This is a genomic window from Bradyrhizobium sp. HKCCYLS2038, assembly GCF_051167655.1.
In the GTDB taxonomy this organism is placed as follows: Bacteria; Pseudomonadota; Alphaproteobacteria; order Rhizobiales; family Xanthobacteraceae; genus Bradyrhizobium.
In genome coordinates this window covers 13,865-30,004 of the sequence record NZ_JBNPTM010000022.1, presented here as the reverse complement: position 1 = coordinate 30,004, position 16,140 = coordinate 13,865, and the positions used below count along the sequence as shown (strand labels likewise).

The 16,140-nt window shown below is 62.5% G+C and carries 8 protein-coding genes and 1 pseudogene; 3 read left to right on the top strand and 6 right to left on the bottom strand.

The genetic code is table 11. The features are described 5' to 3' along the window. On the top strand, nucleotides 1-238 hold a 238-nt coding region (locus ACQR1I_RS36675), incomplete at its 5' end, for a hypothetical protein (protein WP_434871155.1). A gap of 437 nt (nucleotides 239-675) precedes the next feature. Here ACQR1I_RS36675 and ACQR1I_RS36670 read toward each other — a convergent pair. The 6 genes from ACQR1I_RS36670 to ACQR1I_RS36645 all read right to left on the bottom strand — a co-directional run bounded on the left by ACQR1I_RS36670 (nucleotide 676) and on the right by ACQR1I_RS36645 (nucleotide 14,089). After that, a complete protein-coding gene (locus tag ACQR1I_RS36670) occupies nucleotides 676-3,288 on the bottom strand; it encodes a DUF6603 domain-containing protein (protein ID WP_434871156.1) in 2,613 nt (870 codons plus the stop codon). Next, on the bottom strand, nucleotides 3,285-5,072 hold the full coding sequence (locus ACQR1I_RS36665) for a hypothetical protein (RefSeq protein ID WP_434871157.1): 1,788 nt from the start codon (nucleotides 5,070-5,072) through the stop codon (nucleotides 3,285-3,287). Before ACQR1I_RS36665 ends, ACQR1I_RS36670 begins: the two co-directional genes overlap by 4 nt. 28 nt (nucleotides 5,073-5,100) lie before the next feature. After that, entirely contained in the window at nucleotides 5,101-6,930 is a 1,830-nt protein-coding gene (locus tag ACQR1I_RS36660) for a hypothetical protein (RefSeq protein WP_434888988.1), read from the bottom strand. A gap of 78 nt (nucleotides 6,931-7,008) precedes the next feature. Further along, nucleotides 7,009-8,517 (bottom strand): hypothetical protein, encoded by a 1,509-nt coding sequence (locus ACQR1I_RS36655; protein ID WP_434871159.1) that lies wholly within the window; start codon nucleotides 8,515-8,517, stop codon nucleotides 7,009-7,011. Continuing rightward, complete coding sequence (locus ACQR1I_RS36650) at nucleotides 8,514-12,122, bottom strand: hypothetical protein (RefSeq protein WP_434871160.1); 3,609 nt, start codon at nucleotides 12,120-12,122, stop codon at nucleotides 8,514-8,516. Before ACQR1I_RS36650 ends, ACQR1I_RS36655 begins: the two co-directional genes overlap by 4 nt. A gap of 17 nt (nucleotides 12,123-12,139) precedes the next feature. Further along, on the bottom strand, nucleotides 12,140-14,089 hold the full coding sequence (locus ACQR1I_RS36645) for a hypothetical protein (RefSeq protein ID WP_434871161.1): 1,950 nt from the start codon (nucleotides 14,087-14,089) through the stop codon (nucleotides 12,140-12,142). Between the two features lie 826 nt (nucleotides 14,090-14,915). On the opposite strand from ACQR1I_RS36645, the gene ACQR1I_RS36640 reads away from it, so the two are divergent. Together ACQR1I_RS36640 and ACQR1I_RS36635 are read left to right on the top strand one after the other, a co-directional pair. Further along, nucleotides 14,916-15,050 carry a hypothetical protein gene (locus ACQR1I_RS36640; protein WP_434871162.1) on the top strand — a complete coding sequence of 45 codons (135 nt, stop codon included), beginning with the start codon at nucleotides 14,916-14,918 and terminating at the stop codon, nucleotides 15,048-15,050. An 809-nt stretch (nucleotides 15,051-15,859) separates the two neighbouring features. Then, nucleotides 15,860-16,114, top strand: a pseudogene (locus tag ACQR1I_RS36635) (winged helix-turn-helix domain-containing protein); the annotation flags it as partial. Nucleotides 16,115-16,140 lie beyond the last annotated feature (26 nt).

Here is a 16,140-nt window from a genome sequence, read left to right as displayed (position 1 = left end):
GCTTCGCCGCTTTGCGGGTCAGGGAGCCGGGCTCGGCCGCGCCACGCGTAGCCGCAAAGCGGCGAAGCGTGGTGCCCTGGCCGGCGTCCAAAAGGACATCGAAGTCATTGAAAAAAGAGCAAGTTCTTTCGACCGAATTGAACCGATACCAGCAGCCATAACACGCCAGCGTCGGGGAATCTTGGTTCGGTTCCGGGAACACAAGCGTCTGCGCGGGTATCGATCAAATTTCCGCTAGGAGCAGGTCAACGATCTCAATGCTGAAGATCATGGAGAGCGCTAACAGGTGCCGTGCAGAGGGCCTCGATCAATCAGGCACCCGCTTTCCGCAGCAGATGTTTGTGTTTGGCAAAGAGGTACTCGATCAGGTTCAGGTCGGGAGAGTATTCGCCGGGAAGAAGATCCTTGCGCGATAGACTGGATCAGTTGGCGGACCGTCTCGCTCTTGCTGCTGCCTCGATTGTCGAGGACCACGATATCGCCCGGGCGGAGCGTCGGTAGCGGAAATTTTCTAAGACGAAAGCGCTCGCCATCGATCGGTCTCTCGATAACCAGGGCATATCGATGCGATCGTGACGCAAGCCGCAAGGAACGTCATGGTCTGCCAGCGTCGGTACGTAACTCGGGCGATCAACCTGCTGCCGCGGGATGCCATCCTCCAGTGGGCTATGTCTGTCATGGTCCGGGTCTCATCGCGATGATCTGAGGTGCGATCAGGAAGATGTCGGCTACCGATGGGGCGCAATCGACGTCCATCGCTCCGAGCCCGAGGCTTGCGAGCAATTGCGCCTGAGCGGGCTGATTTTCGATGACGGTCGATGTGATCGCCGCGCGACGTTCGGCATCATTCATGGTCACGACGAGCGAGATCGTAACCGTAGTCCATTCGAACGCCGAATCCTGGTCGATCGGGTCAGACTGAAGCGCTGTGACCGCGACGGTCGCGGTCTTGCCCGGAATCGGCGGGGCCGCCGGCAAGACGAGGCAGCCGATGATGCCACCCTCGATCAGCGAATCCTGATTGATCGCGGGGCTGACCACGCCGCCCCACAAGGCCGCTGGCAATCTTGCAGAGATGGGCTCGACCAGGAAGTGATCGGTCACGTCGACCGATGTCTCGACGTTGACGATCGTGACGGAGGCGACCGTCGTAACCGAGCCGATCCCCTGATTCATGGGCGCGATTCCGATCGGCGCGCCGGCAGCCGAAGAGGGGCCGTCGAGCTCCGTCAACGGGATCGCGCTGCCGATCTGGAACAGCAGCTGCGAGGCGTTGACGATCCCCAGGTCCCCCGGTGCGAGCGTCTTCGTGACCGGGGTCGCGCCTCGCGCCACGGCATGAGACCAGTAAGCGTCGGCGGCGGGCAGGAACGAGGATTGAAACTGGGCCCAGTTGAGCGGCGGAGGTCCGCTGCGGGATGCGCCGCCAAAGTCCAGCGTGAAGCCGATGCCATGGACGTCGATCGTGGCATTGCCGGAGAAATCGGGTCCCCAGATGTCGAGCGAGGCGCCCATCTCCAGCGACAGCGAGGTGGATATGCCGAGGATTTCGCCATGATAGGAGATGTCGAGGCTCGCATAGAGCTCGGCGGTGTAGAAGAAGGGCTTCCAGCCAATGACCAGGTCGAAACCCATCGTGAAATCGGCCCTGAGTCCGCCATCGGTCCACACGGCCTGCATCGATCCGCCCGCCATCAGCAAATGCGGGCAGAGCGCGAAATAGACATGGCCTTGCACGCTGAGCGACGGGCTGATTTGCCAGCTGAGGGCGAGCGGCTGCGGATTGGGATAGTAATACGGGGGATCGAATGCTCGATTATAGCCACCGAGAGTGAAGACGAAGTCACCGGCGTGCGCATTGCCCTCATACCAGACGGAAAGGGCCAGCCCGCCGGTGAGATGGCATGACGGAGACAGCAAGTAGGACGCCGAGGTGAGCTGGGCCTCGAGCAGGAACGTGCCGAGCGTCGGCTGCCACGATGCCAGCAGCGCGACCTGGACTCGTGCCAGCGGCGAGACCGTGTCGCCTTCCTCCGGGACCGGGAAGGTCGCAGTGGCGAGGCCGACCAGGTTGAGGCTGAAATCGTGACCGAATGCCGCTTCCAGCAGCAGGAAGGCATCCACCATCTGGAAGCTGCTGACCTTGACTCCGAAGGCTGCGAAATCCTCTCCCTCAGCGGGGGGGAAGTAGCTGCTCAGTGCGCTGAGGGAGGCGGCGAGCCCGGCGCCCTGCTGCGGCGACTGCATCGCGGTTGCAGCCGATGCCATCGGATCGTTGGTCCCCAGGACGGCGGCGACCAGCGGATAGGTGGAGACCTGCTGCAAGGTGGGCGCGACGAGACTCCGATTATACCCGAAGCCGGCCGCCAGACCTTCGACGGTGAGGCAGGGAGGTCCGGCTGCGAACCCGCCGACATAGGCATAGACCACGAGCGACGGGTGATCCTCTGCATCGGGCGCATAGGCTCCGATCGCCCCGATCGAGATGGCCTCCGTCTCCAGATTGGCCGAGCCTGCATAGACGCCGCCCCCCGCGTTCAGGAAGGCGGCAGACAGCTGGAGACCGGGCGAAGCGAAGGCGAATCCCAGACCGGCGAGGGAGAAGCTGGGGCTGAGCGCCTCGATCGGAGTCGAGACGCTCAACCCCTCGAGATTGACCTGCAAAGACGACAGGACGATACCGGCGTCGAGGTAGAGGCTGACCACGCCGTTGCTCGAATCGAAGCCCAGTCCCGCCTTCTGCACGGTCAACGGTCCGAGCGTCTTCTGGATCGGGTACCAAGTGATGTTGGGCGCGTCCGCCTCTCCTCGCGGGACGCTCTGCGGGAGGGGATATTCGGAGGGGTTGAATGGAAGTGCCAAAGGGATCGAGACATTGCCGATGGACAAGGTGCAAAGGCCCGAAAGACCAGAGGCGATGCCGCCGGAGGGTGCCGGCAGCTGCGGTGCTGTCGGCGGCATCAGCTTGTTCAGCTGCCCCAGCTGATCGGCTGTCCAGGCATTCTCCGCCGCGGCGACCTGGATATCGAAACGGAGCATCGTCGACTGGCTGAAGGCCATGCCGACGACCGGCAGGTCGGCCAGATTGACGCCGCCGTCGATCGAGACGGAAAAGAGCGCATTCGACGCCGTGCCGGCCGCATAAGCGAAGGCGGCGTTCGTCAGCTTCACCTGCAGTGAAGACGGCACATCCTGGGCAAGACCGGGGAACAGCGCCGCGACCAGATCCTGGACCGATATCTCGCCGCCGTTCAAGTTCTCGTAGATGCCGAGAAACGTCTCGCTCATGAGCTGCTCCCGTCATCGAAAACGAGTGCGAATTGCTGATTGTCGATGTTCACGACGCCGCTGAAGTCCACTGCATAGCCGCCAGTCTGTGTCTTGGCATAATCGATCGCGATGACCGCATCGAGCGCCTGGCCGCCGATCGGGAACCGGGTTTCCAGGCCGAGGCTGACGTCGAAGCTCTGCGTGTTGAAGCTGATCGTCAGATTGTCGATGACGAGGCCGGCAAGTGAATCCGGCAGCGTCGTGGTGGCGCCGAACCTGGCCAGCATGTCGGCGACGAGGTCGCCGATGGCGATCGTCTGCCCGGGGCCGGTTTTCCCGGTCAGCAGCCACCCACCCGTGGACGAGTCATAGTCCGCCGCGAGGGCGATATTGATTCCGGCGAGGTCCAGCCCGACTTCGAGCACGGCGCTCAGGTCGCCTTTGGCGTAGACAATTCGCACCCCGACATCGAACAGGGTGAGGTCTTCGAGGAGTTGCCAATCCTCCGTGACATTGATCTCGAAAGTGTAGGTGGAGGCGGACGGAACTGCGAGGATGTTGAGCGACGCGATGGTCAGGGTATTGCCGAAGCCGGCGGAGCTACCGACGCCGTGGCTGCCGGCCATCATGCCGGCGAGCGACGGCGGGCTATCATTCTCATCTGGCAAAGATCCGAGAAGAGCGAAGTTTGGAAATTGGGCAGCGACATCGATAACGATCGGTTCGCCCCCCGAAACATCGAGGCTCAGCATGCCCGTCACGGTGCTCGAGAAGGATCGTGACGACCCGAAAGGGTCAGAGACGTAGAGATTGAGCGACACGCCTCCGACCGTCAGCACATTGGGAATGATCGACCAAGCGCCGGCGACGCTCAGCGCGCCCGTGACGCTGATGATCTTTTGGGACTGAACGGAGATGACGATATGGAACAGGGTCAGGGAGAGCCCCGCGGTGTCGATTCCGGCGGGAATGCCTTGCCCTTCAAGCTCGTTGCCGCCGATCCACTCGGCAATCTGGCCGACCGTGACCGCAACGGCCCTGCCGGTGTCGGCGCTGATCGTGACCATAGCGAAGTTTGATGTCAGTATCGCCGAGGCGGGCACGGTCACGGTCCCGCTGCTGTTCGACAACGTCGTGACCAACTCGTAGCTGCCTGTGCAAGTGCTTGGGGCTAATGGGGTGATGCCGGCGCTGACGAGACTGACGATTGTCAGCTGGAGCGTGAGCCCTATTCCGCCGATGCTTTGCTGTTGGGGCGGTCCGACCGCGAACGCGGCCTGCGGAAGACCGGAGATCACCTGCAATGGACCCGCCACGGCCATTTGACCGAGGTTCCCGCCGAACAGCCACGCGATCGCCTCCAGCAACGGCGGCGGTGTCCAGACAGCGTCCAGCCAAAGTCCAGCCGGCTGACTCGCGCCGGCAACGGAGCGCAGGGTCCAGCTCGGCGTAGCAAAGCTGAGCTGCGCGAGCAGCGGATCAGTCATTGGGCCGAAGCTTTGCGCGAAGCTCCAGGCGGGCGTTCCGCTCTCCTGCGCATTCAGGATCAGCTGGGGGATGCCGTGCTGCAGTGTGAAGGTCGCCCTGGCGTCCATCGAGAGTGCGACCAGGGTGATCGTACCAGAGACCAGCACCGATTGCGTCTCCTGGTCGACTGTCGTCTCGGCGCCCGAGATCACTAGCATCGCGCCGAAATAGAGGTCCAGCACTGTCGTGATGCTGGCGGAGGACAATGCTCCGCCCGTGACGGTCACAGTCCCGTCGACCGGTGTGAGCAGGGCCTCCAGTTGGGCGAGGTTCACATCCTACCTCCCGAAGCCAGGGGGTGTGTCACGGCAGGGCTACCTCGATGGCGATAGGAAAATGGTCGCTGATGAGTCTCTTATAGAAAAGGGCAGCGTCCGCCACGGTCGGAAGATTGGGCGGAACGGCACGGCCGTTCACGTTCAGTGGTGTCTGAGTGAGCGACGGCTGGACCACTGCGGTTAGTTGACCGGCCGCCGCCGTCCAATTGCAGGGCCCCGCCGTATTTGTCTGCCAACTGCCGAGGCTCGCGAGCATACTTGGCAGTGCGGTCGTGAATGGATTGGCGACACTGATGGGATATTGGTAGCCGAAATTGTCATATGCGCTGACGCCGACATAATCGGTGCTGTTGTAAGGCAGCACCTTGAGAAAGACCGTCAGAATTTCCTTCTTGTAATCTTCGAGGGTCTTGGGCGGCAATCCCTGAGCGACCAGCGCGGCTCTGATTTGCACATTTGCTTCATCTAGACCGCAAAAATTCGCGCCTTTCAATGTCGCGAGTGCCTTGCATATTGTCAACAAGGTCGGTGTGGTCGCGTTCGCCTGGAGTGCGCTGAACCCGGCCTGGCTCCAGGTGTATTGATAGGGCTGATCGGAGTCGTTAGGGCAGGTTGTCAGGATATCCTGGAAGGCGATCCCGCGCGCGGTGTGCCCCATTATCGCCGTGGAGAGGCTAGTATAGGCATCAATTTTGCCGGTGCAGCCTGGGACCGACAGAAGGTCTGTCTGGCGTTTGTCGTAGCTGTTCAGATCGGGACACTCGATGTTGAAATCGCCAGCAAGGATGCAGTAGTCAACGGCGACCCCCTCGACTTCTTCATCCACGTCTTCAAACGGATTGGGGACATTCGCTTCGTGGATCATTGCGGCTGCATTTCCGCCAACGCTCAACGTCGCATCGTAGCTCCACGTATTGCAAACCGGATTTGCCATATAGTTGCTCAGGGCCGTCGCGGCGGTGCCGTTCGGCATCGGCCAAATCTCCTCCAGAAACGCCGCCGCCGCCGTCACCGTCTGCAGCATGAGCACCCGGCAGCGGTTGAGATTGCCCGGCTGCCAAGGCTTTAGGATGATGGTGTCCAGCACCTTCTGCAGCAGCTCGACCCAAATCCAGTTGTCGTAGACGATGAGTCGTTCGCGAAAAGCCACGATGTCGAGCACTTTCACGATCTTGTCGGTGATCAGGTCGACCTCCTTCGGCGCATTGGAGATTTGGGCCGCCCCGAGCAGCGCCCGGATGGTGGCCGAAATCCCGTTAATGTTGATCTTGAGCGCCTCTAGGTTCTGCGTCACGCTGTTGAGACACGGGCGCGTTGTCTCGCGAGCCCGCCCGTACTGGCGAGCTCCGTAGGCTTGGATATTCGATGTGCTTAACGGGGAGTGCAGCCCGGCCACGATGAAGGGCGTCTGCGGCGCTGCCGCCGTCTGGAATAGCATATAGGCGGGACGGCGACCATTCGGTCGTTTTTTTGCGTTCGTCCAGAGGGTTCCTCTTTGGGGAAAGTAGATTGGTCGGTCGTTCGCATTGACGCAGATGACGTCGCTCGCCAGCCGCCCAACCTTCTGTCCTGCCACGGCTTGCACGACGCTGCCGTCCCAGACAAATCCAACGGATTCATTGCCAACATTTATTGACGCAGTGTTCCACTGGGTGTTGGTTCCCTGGTTCAGGAAGGTGCCGATCGGAGTTAGTGTCTGTGCGGTGCCGCCGCTTTTTAGCTCGAGGATGACGAGGATATGGACGCCCTCCTGCAGGATGGTCTCGGCCACAAGTTGGGGAAGGAAAGGCGAGTTAGTCAGCTTCGGAATGCCGAAGTGCTGGATGTTCCAGGACATCACCTTGACGTTGGTCACAATTCTGTCTCCCGATTCATGATCGCGCCGCTTGCAGCAAGACGAGGGACGGCGCGTCCGTCCCTCCGAACTACAGCGCTAGTCGGCTCCGGTGTTCGAGAACTTCATGATGAAGTAGACTGAGGTGAACGGCGGCACGATATTGAACGGCACCGCCTCACCTACGTAATCCGTGGTGTCGTTCAAATCGCCTCCGGTGCCATTGCCGGGGGAATCGTGGCCGCCGCTCTTCCAGTCGTTGCTCCCCTCGAAGAATTTCGAATAGCCGTGGGCGTGCGGCGGCAAATTCTCTTCTGTGAGCGTGATCTCCTCGCGACCGCCGCGGCTCCCGAGAGGATATTTGTCTCCGGCGCCCATCGGCATCCGTCCCATCAGATCGGGCGTGCCGTTCTTGCCGTTGCACAAGGTCCAGCCAGTGGGGATCGAGACGGGATCGCCGTACCACATGAGGATCGTGCCGATCGGCAGCGGCGCCAGCCTCTCGCCATTATCCAGCGTGAAGGACGAGGCCCGCACGTTGCCGGAGACGCTCAGGGCCGATGCGGCGTCGCCGGGGACGGCGCCGATGGCGAGCTTCTGGCCGCGCAGGACGGCGGGCCCCTTGCGGATGAAGCAGGTTACCTGACCGTCCGCGAAGCCAGGCAGATCATAATAGTCGAGAAAGACCGTGGCGTCGCCATCGGCCATGCCGCTGACGATGCCCGACAAGGCGAAGGAAGCAGAGCTGCCGGCCGGCAGCGTGCTGTTGGTCGTCGTGATGATCCATTCGGGTACATCGGTGGTCTCGTTTGCGGCGACCGACCAGCTCGAATCGGGTTCGGTGACGGTGATCTCCTGGACCTGGCTGACATTGCCCAGCGACCAGGGGCGGTTCTCACCGCTTCCCTCGGTGGCGAAGCGAAGCACGAACGTCGTCGGGTTCACTGAAGTGGACGGAGTCAATGTCAGCGCACCAGTATCGGCGGCGTTGGCGATGAGCAGCGCGAGCGCGTTCGGAGTTGCTCCGTCGTTGAGGATCGTATTCGACCCGTTGAAGCCGAACCATAGGGGAGGGACGATGGCGCTACCGGAGCTTTCCGGCACGGTCTGCAGGAAGGCGGTGCGCTTCCCGCGGAGTTGCGCCTCGAGCTGAACGTTGGTCAGCTGGTAGCTCATTCCGACCTGGGTCAGCGACAGCGTGGCATTGGTGGCAACGGTGACGTTCTGCAGGGTGAGGACGATCACCGACTGCGGTCCGAAATCCTGCCCCGCAATGCTAGACACGTAGAGGATCGTGCCGCCCGAGGAATCCGCCTCCGCCCGCAAGCCCCAGCCGGCTTCGGCGAGGGTCAGCGCACCCAGTTGGCTATTGTCGAGGACGCCAGGCTGGAAGGTGAAGCGGAAATGATGCCCTGCCTCGTCGGGGGGATCGTCCTGCGCCGGAAGCAGCAGCGGGAAGCCCGAGACGTTGGTCATCGTCAGCTGCAGAGTTTGCGTCCCGGTATAGCTCAGATAGAGAACCGGGACGCTGCCATTGCTGAGCGCCAGCGAGACCGGATAGGAGGCCGAGAAGGCCGGACGCTCGCTGTTCATCATCCTCAGAGTCATCGTGTGCCGTCCATGAATCGGGTGGGAGCGGGCGGGCCGGGCGCGAGATCGTCGCCCAGATTGAGGTTCAGCCAGCCTTCGCGCACCACCCGGCGGTCGCCGAAGGTGGCGTTGCTGCGGAACGGGGAGAGCTTTTCGGGGCGCGAGCGGCCGTCATCGGTGGCATACCAGCGCCATGTCGCGCCCGCGATCTTGGGCAGGGTCAGCTCAAGACGATCCTCGGGCATGACGACCGGTCCGCTGTAGAAGGTCACTGCAAGCGACCGCATCGCAGCGCTGAACAGCGCCGGCGACAGTTGCAGGCTTTCTTCCGGAGCCAGGCCGCTGCGCAGGAAGACGGGCGCGCGCGGATCGATCAGGGCGGTCACGACCACCGGCCCGTGGGCAAGCGACATCGGCAGAGTGATTGGACTGCCCTGCGTCGGCACCGCGATCAGCGGGCAAGGCGGCGCCGCTTCGCTGTCCGGATAAAGCGGCGCGTAGAAGGTCTCTTCCCAGACATCGTCGCCGCCGCCGATCCAATAGCCCACAAGGCCGTTGGCGGGCATTGCGGGGTCGCCGAAGGCCACCGGAATCTGCACGTCGGCGACACCCCAGGAATCGCGGATTCGCGTCTCCAGATCCTCACGAAAGCCGTTCCAGCTCTGGTCGATCGCGAGCAGGCCGTCGACCGTCCAGTTCAGCCGGAGCCGGACCATAGCCAGCGGTCTGCCGATCATCAGCGGAAGCGTGGAAAGCTGGGCGCCGGAGCTCGGAAGGTTTAGCGGCGCATTCTGCTCCATCACATCCATCAGCGAACCGAAGAAGGAAGAATCCACGTCCCCCTCGCTCCCCGGATAGCGCCGCTGATAGGCGAGCATCGCGTTGACCAGCGACTGGAGATGGCGATTGCGGATGCTGAGTGTCGATGTCTTCTGGGGCGCGGACGGGGAGGGCTGCCACATCTGAGCCGGATCGGGCGAAAGCGCGCCGAGCGGATCGCCATTGGCTTCGTAGAGCATGAGGCTGTTGTCGAGGTAGTTGGGCAGGATCCAGCCGCAGATCGGCGAGAGGGCGTGATCGTTGCCGGCGACGATCGGGTTGCCGTCGTCGTCGAGCCAGTCGACCGCGAGGCGCGAATATTGCGGCAGACGGGGCGGCAGATAGGCCAGGCCCGGCGGCAATTCGGGGTTCAACAGGGTCATGGCGAGACCGCAATCCGGCCCGTCGATCGCCAGCACCTGCCCGAACCGATCGAGGATTCGCAGCCGGAGAATCTTCATGCCGCCGGCCCGAATGGGCAGGAAGATGTTGAGCGGGACCGGCGCCAGCCGGTTGCCGTCGGCGATGTGCCCGGCCGCGATCGCGGTGAAGGCGGCGCCTGCGGCGAGGCTGATGGGATCGGTCACCGGCAATTGCAACGTCTGCCTGAACATCAGCAGGGCCGCGTTGAAGCCGGCGATGCGCTGGGTCAGGGTCGGCGTTCCAAGCAGCGCGGCCAGGCTGCGCAGCGCACTGTATTCGACATTCTCCGCCTGTTGCGCCGGCGACTGTTTGGCGATTTCATAGGCCTGCACGAACCAGGCGGTGACGGCGGCGAGATTGGCGATCAGGTCGAATCCGGCCTGCTGCTGCGGCGGAATATTCTCGGCCTTGAAATAGGGCGGAAGAACGCTCGCGCGCAGATAGACGCACAGTGCGGTCTGCAGGGCGGCGGGGCCGTGTCCGCTGAGCAGGCAGCGGCCGGCATACACCGCGCCATTGCCGCTCACGATCGTTGCCGCTGGATCGAGCTCGAGATCGGGGCCTGTGCCGATCGTAAAATTGTTGGTCAGATATTTGGGCGAGAAGCCACCTGCCGCGACGGGGTCGGCATGGTCATCGGCGAGCGGCAGGATCTCCACCTCCCACTCCATCGCGATCGGAATCCACGGCTGGCGTGTCCACTGCCAGGTTGCTGCCGCGGTGACCTTCTCGTTCATCCTGGTCGCCATGGCGGCGAGCAGCGCTCCGGCGGTGGCACCGGTCTGAGGAGGACCAACGGTGAGGTCCTCGACCAGGCAGAACAGGTCGGGCTCCTTCGCGTCGGACGCAGCTGAGACCGGCAGGATCGGATTGCCTGCGAACAGCAGCACCGGCTCCGCCGGCGCCCGATAGGGTGCCGCTTCGCGCCGGCGCAACGTCCAGCCCTGATCGCCGATCCGCACGCTGAGATCCTTGAGGGCGGCCGCCAGCGCCACCGCCAGGCTGCTCGCTGCGCCGTCCGCCTGTGCGTCGACGAAGTTCAGGCTCACCGGGTCGACCGTAATGTCGATATCGCCGGTTGCCGCGGCGAGACCCTCGATCGGCGCGAAATCCTCTTCGCGCATGAAGAATTCGATCTTGTCGGGATCAGGGTAATCCTGCTGCGAGAAATCGGGCGGGAATTTGCTGACCATGTATTTATACCAGTCGGCAAATATCCGTTCCTTCCAGCCGCCGATCTCGTTGACAGCGTCGCTATAGGCCTGCTGCAGGCGATTGACCGCGGCGAGCGCGTCGGCCAGCGCCTCAGGGGGAGAAACGGCGGCGCCGCCGTTCGCGACCAATTGCCAGCTGGCCCCGGCGCTGTGCGACCGGAAACCCTGCCGGTGGAGCGCCGCGGCGAAGCCGGTATCCTCCATGCCCTCGGCGCTTGCGACGCAGCGCAGTTGGATTGCGTCGATCTGCTCCTCGATCAGGGATGCATAAGGTGTGTCGACCAGGGTCGAGAGATAGGCGGCAAGCGCTTCGCCGCCGGTATTGCCCATCCACAGGGACAGACCAGATCCGTCAGGGACTGAGGGCGCGATTCCGTTGGTGGTGTTGAACTCCAGCACCCCATAGACGAGCAGGGCCCGGGGCATGGCGGTGGCGATGCCGGTGAGCGTCCAACCGAACGTCGAGTCGAGGCCTGCCGGGAGCTGTTCCAGGCTGGTGACGCCGCTCCAGATCGCGATCGGATCGACCGCAAGGTCGCTATACCAACCCAGCACTTGGTAGGTGGCGCCGTTGAGGTCGGTCTCGAGGTTCGTGATGCTGTCGTCGTTCAGGCCGAAGAGCGAGAAACAGTTCGGATAGGAAGCCAGGAAGTCTTCGACACCGTAGCCCGGCGCCACTAGCGACGCGATCCGCTGTGCGGTCATGTCCTCCTGCCAATCGGCGAGAGGCACGACTCGTCCGACATAGCGGAAGGGCTGTGTCTCTCCCAACTCGGTATCGGGCGTCCAGGGCATTGTAATCGCCGAGCTGTATCGATCCTCGCCTTCGGGCCAGACATAGTCGCTCTCCACGACCCAGCCTGCGGGACTGCCGCCGCCGCCGGTGCGTGCCACCAGCCAGCGATTGGGCAATTGGGGGAAGGTGGCGCCACCGGAGCCGTTGGAGACGCCGCGCGTGAGCGCCTGTGGTATCGACCAGGAAAGATGCACGCCAGGCGTGAGCCAGAGATTGAGGTCGTTGAAGGGCGGGGCGACCACATTCTCCGAGAGGAAGGCGTTTTCCGGATTGTACAGGCCGGCGGAGGTGCGGAATGGCAGGTTGCTGAAGTCGGCCGCGGGCTCCCGCGCCGCTATGTCGTGCGTGACGATCAGGGCGTCCAGCGCCATTGGTACAACGAGTAGACTCATTGGCCCTTTTCCGGGTCTGTGATCAGGAGCCGTGCGCAGAATTCCGACTGGATCATCTGCAGCGCGAAGCCGGAATTGGTTAGCGGCGGACCCCCGAGCACCTGCGCCATGTCCGCGCACAGTGTCGACAGGCTGAGGACTCCGCCTGCCTCGGCGCCGCGCCAGGGCAAAGGAGCGACGCTCTTGGCGGGCTCGATCTCTCCGTTCGCCGGATTGCGGAGGAGCTTAACGGCGGCACCGCCGATTTCGTCGATACCGGAGTGAAGCACTTCCGGTGCAGGCTGGATGTCGACCGCGGCGATTGTCCCGTCGAACAGGCAGATCAGGACATTGGCGCCGAGCAGTTCCTGCCGGCGAATCTGCAAAGGCGAGCCTGCGCTCGTGCCCCTACCGGTCGGAATCGATTCATAGCCTGTCACCGACAGATTGGGAAAAGCGGCGGCGACGGCTGATCGTATAATGAAGCCGCTGCATGGCGAGATGAGCTCGGGCGGTATCGGAATCGCATCATCGGCATACGTGTCCGCCGCGGTAACCCGGCCGACGCTGAGCGCGCCGTCGAACAGGGCCCGGAGCCAGCAACTGTCGAGCGTGAAGAAACGGATCGACTCGGCCGGAAGCATGTCGGCGTCGGGGACGAGGTAGGCAAAAGGCAGGTTGTGCAGACGGGAAAGGTCGGCGAGCCAGTCGAGCACGTCCGGCGGCAGCAGCGCTTGCTCCGATCGCGGCGTTCGAATCGATGTGCGCAGATGCGGCCGACGCGGCAACGCGACGCGAAGGGCCGCGTTCTGGTCCCGGGCGACCTTCCACGCGTAGAGACTTGCCGCGACGGTGGGCGAGGCCAGCATCAAGGCCCGACCGAGCGACCAGGCCGAAGCATAAGTGACGTCGAAGAAGGCAACATCCTGCTGATAAGAGAGCAAGGCGTCCGGGCTGAGGACGGGCAAGGCAGTAGGCAGCCGGCCCCGATTCGCGCCCCGCAGCAGCGGTCCCCGATACCAGGCGGGCATTTGCGATCCGTCCCGCATCGCATAGGGAAGTGCGACGAAGCCTTCCTGCAGTCGCGCGAGTGCCACCGGGTTGTTGATGGCGGTGTTCGGGATCACAGGCAGCAGGTCCGACTGGGACAAGGCTGCCATCATCGCGCTGAAATCGTAAGCGGACGGATCGGACGTCGCCGTCCAGTGCTTAAGCACGATCAGCCGCATCAAATCCTCCGGTCCTGCCCCCCGGAGGTCGAAGCCGTCATCGGTGTAGCGCCCTTCCAGCGAGACTAGGAAGAACGTGCTGAGGCCGGTTGATGGGACCAGGCGATTGCCCAGCACAACCGCCTGCTGGCTGACGACCTGGTCCTTGCTGTCGAGCCCCTCGCGCACATGCGCAATGAGCGGCAGCTCCGCCGATGTGGGCATGGTCGCCTCAGCAGTGGCAACAGGGACATCGATAACCAAAACGATGTCGGTCGCCAGCTGTCCTTCCTCGAGCGGATAAGCGGGATGCCACGGACTGGCCGTTGATGCGGTCGATAACGAGCCGGCCGTAACGCTCTGGACGATCGGGGTCTCCGCCTGGGCGAAGACTAACACGGCAAGCCAGGAAGCATCCGCCGGCGCCGCTCCGCCGTCGACATAGGGCGAGCGCTCCCACGGAAGGGTGGTGCGTCCGAGCAGCAGATGGGGAAGGCAGGTCCCGAAATCCCCGTTCGCGCTCGCCGCCGGGAACAGGCCTGCTATTTCGTCCGGGTTCAGCGCGAAGCGTTCACCGGCAACGGTGAATGTGCTTTGTAGTGAGAAGGGGGAGCCGGAAACCTGCTCCTGGTTGAGCTCGACGATCAGTTGCGTGGTCAGGCTGTAGGAGCCGGCCTCGATCGAGGGCACGTTGGTATCGCTGAACCTTGCCTGCGTCGGCGCAGCAGCGAGAGATCGGTTTTTGTTACGTTGCAACATGCCGCCCCGAGTACGCTTTGCTGATATGTTGAACGTTGACCGCCGCGAGCAGCACCGTCGTCTTGTTCGTGTGGCGGCTAATTCATGTGGCCGCTTTCTGGGTGAGTGATGAGGATAGAGTCGAGGTCTGGCTGGCCGGCCAGGAACATTTTGCTTTTTCGCGCTGCTCAGACAGCAGATGCTGTCTGCATTGTCGACCAGTCTAGGCCACAGTCGATCACAATTTTCGCGCCGGCTGGGGATGTTGTAGGCGTGCAGTCGCCGTGACATTCAATAAGGCACTGACATTAAAGAATGTGCAGGAGGAATTGCCTTGAACGGTGTCGAAGTTTGTAGGTTTTTTGTGCGATTTTTCGAGCCTCCTCCACTTCGGAGCGCTTATTTTCGTATCTTTTCGTTCTTGTATGCTCGGTAATTTATCCTCCATCCACGTGTCAAAGATTGTTGTTCGTCCTGATTCTTTCAGGATGAAAGATCAAGCCTTGTTGCTTCTTGCGTCGGTGTTTCGAGTGTTCGCGTCCGGCAGGAGACTTGTATGCTCAGACAGTCAATCTCAAATTGGTGTCGGTTAGTGTACGGGAGGGTGGATAAGAAATCCTCGAAGAACTCTTCAGGATTCATCAAAGAACTCTCAAAGTTGAGCGACGAGTAGGAAGAGCTGCCACGGGGCATAGGGATTTATCAATCGTCGCCCCGGCTTTATGACCGCGGAGAGTTGTGGCCGTGGAGAAGCTGTTGGCGCGTATGTAGTTGCGCTTGTCTAGAAGATCGCGACGATGCCGGCTTGGTCATCTTGTTGTGATCTCTGAAGTATCGGAAGAACAAAATGACGCGCACGCAGGTGTCCTTTCTCGGAGCGTTGGGCGGAATCCTGCCGGTGCTGGTCAGCATGGTGACCGTTGATCTTGCTCCCATCATCAACGACCTCGGCGCGATGTCGCCCGGCATTTACATCGAATAGGCAATCCGCGTGTTCGGGCTCCTGGTGATCGGCGGGTTGATCGCGGCATTGAACAGCGGCGTGCAGCAACCACTTGCGCTCGTGCAGCTGGGGGTTGCGGCGGCGGCTCTGGTGACGTCTTTCATCAACAATCCGGTGCCGGCCAAGCCGGCGAGTGCGCATAGTCCGATGGCGATCGTCTCTCCCGCCTTGGCGGCAGAACAGGGGGGGGGCGCCGGGCAGGATTCGATTGGCCGGCAGCTTTCTCAGCGACATCGCGATCGGTTTGGAGTCGAGGCTGGACGCCGTTGTACCCAAGGACGGCGTGAAGCGGCAACTGGAGCAGGCGCCGGGATCGTCTCCCGGCAGCGCAACTGCGGTGTACCCATCAACAGAGGCAGCGCATCCCGCAGATGCAACCGGCCGGTTTTGCCAGACCCCCACGGGACGTTTTGGACCTGGGCCTGCCAACCCGTTGGGCGCGGCCTGCAGTGTCGACGGTCCCGCTGGCCGTGTGGTCGGGACCGTCACGAACTAAGCCGGCGATGGCGTGCCGTCGGTCTGCGACTGACGCATCGACCGCGTCGCAGTCGGAGGCTGGGACGGAGATGGGCGGCCGCAAGGGCGCGGGCATGGAATCAAAATGTCATGCATGCATAAGTTGTATCGTTGATCGTACTTGCGTTCGATGGAACTCGGCTCTTGCGCGTCGCCGCGCGGAATAGGAAGATGCGCATCAGTCGATGCCCATCTTCGAGCGAAGGCACATTTGTCTGTCTCGGATCGGTCTTGGGAGGTAGGCACCCCGCCGACGTCGCAACACCGATCATATGGTGAACCGCCTGATGTGTCCGGACGAACGCCCGAAGTTCCGGTTCGACCGATTTGAGCTTGACCTGCGGTGGGGAGGCCTGTTCGATCCGAGAGGTGAAATCGAGCTTCGCCCAAAGACCTTCGAGGTTCTCTGCTATCTGGTTGGCAATGCCGGGCGTCTTGTTCGCAAGAACGAGATCATGGATGCGGTGTGGCCGCGCGTCACCGTCAGCGACGGATCGCTGACGCAGTGCATCAGCGAGATCCGGTCGGCGCTCGGTGATCACGCCCAGCAGAT

What these genes read in the sequence shown, in the direction of transcription:
- ACQR1I_RS36640 (WP_434871162.1), top strand. Translation starts at nt 14,916, where the DNA reads ATGACGCGCACGCAGGTGTCCTTTCTCGGAGCGTTGGGCGGAATCCTG.
- ACQR1I_RS36645 (WP_434871161.1), bottom strand. Translation starts at nt 14,089, where the DNA reads ATGTTGCAACGTAACAAAAACCGATCTCTCGCTGCTGCGCCGACGCAG.
- ACQR1I_RS36655 (WP_434871159.1), bottom strand. Translation starts at nt 8,517, where the DNA reads ATGACTCTGAGGATGATGAACAGCGAGCGTCCGGCCTTCTCGGCCTCC.
- ACQR1I_RS36650 (WP_434871160.1), bottom strand. Translation starts at nt 12,122, where the DNA reads ATGGCGCTGGACGCCCTGATCGTCACGCACGACATAGCGGCGCGGGAG.
- ACQR1I_RS36670 (WP_434871156.1), bottom strand. Translation starts at nt 3,288, where the DNA reads ATGAGCGAGACGTTTCTCGGCATCTACGAGAACTTGAACGGCGGCGAG.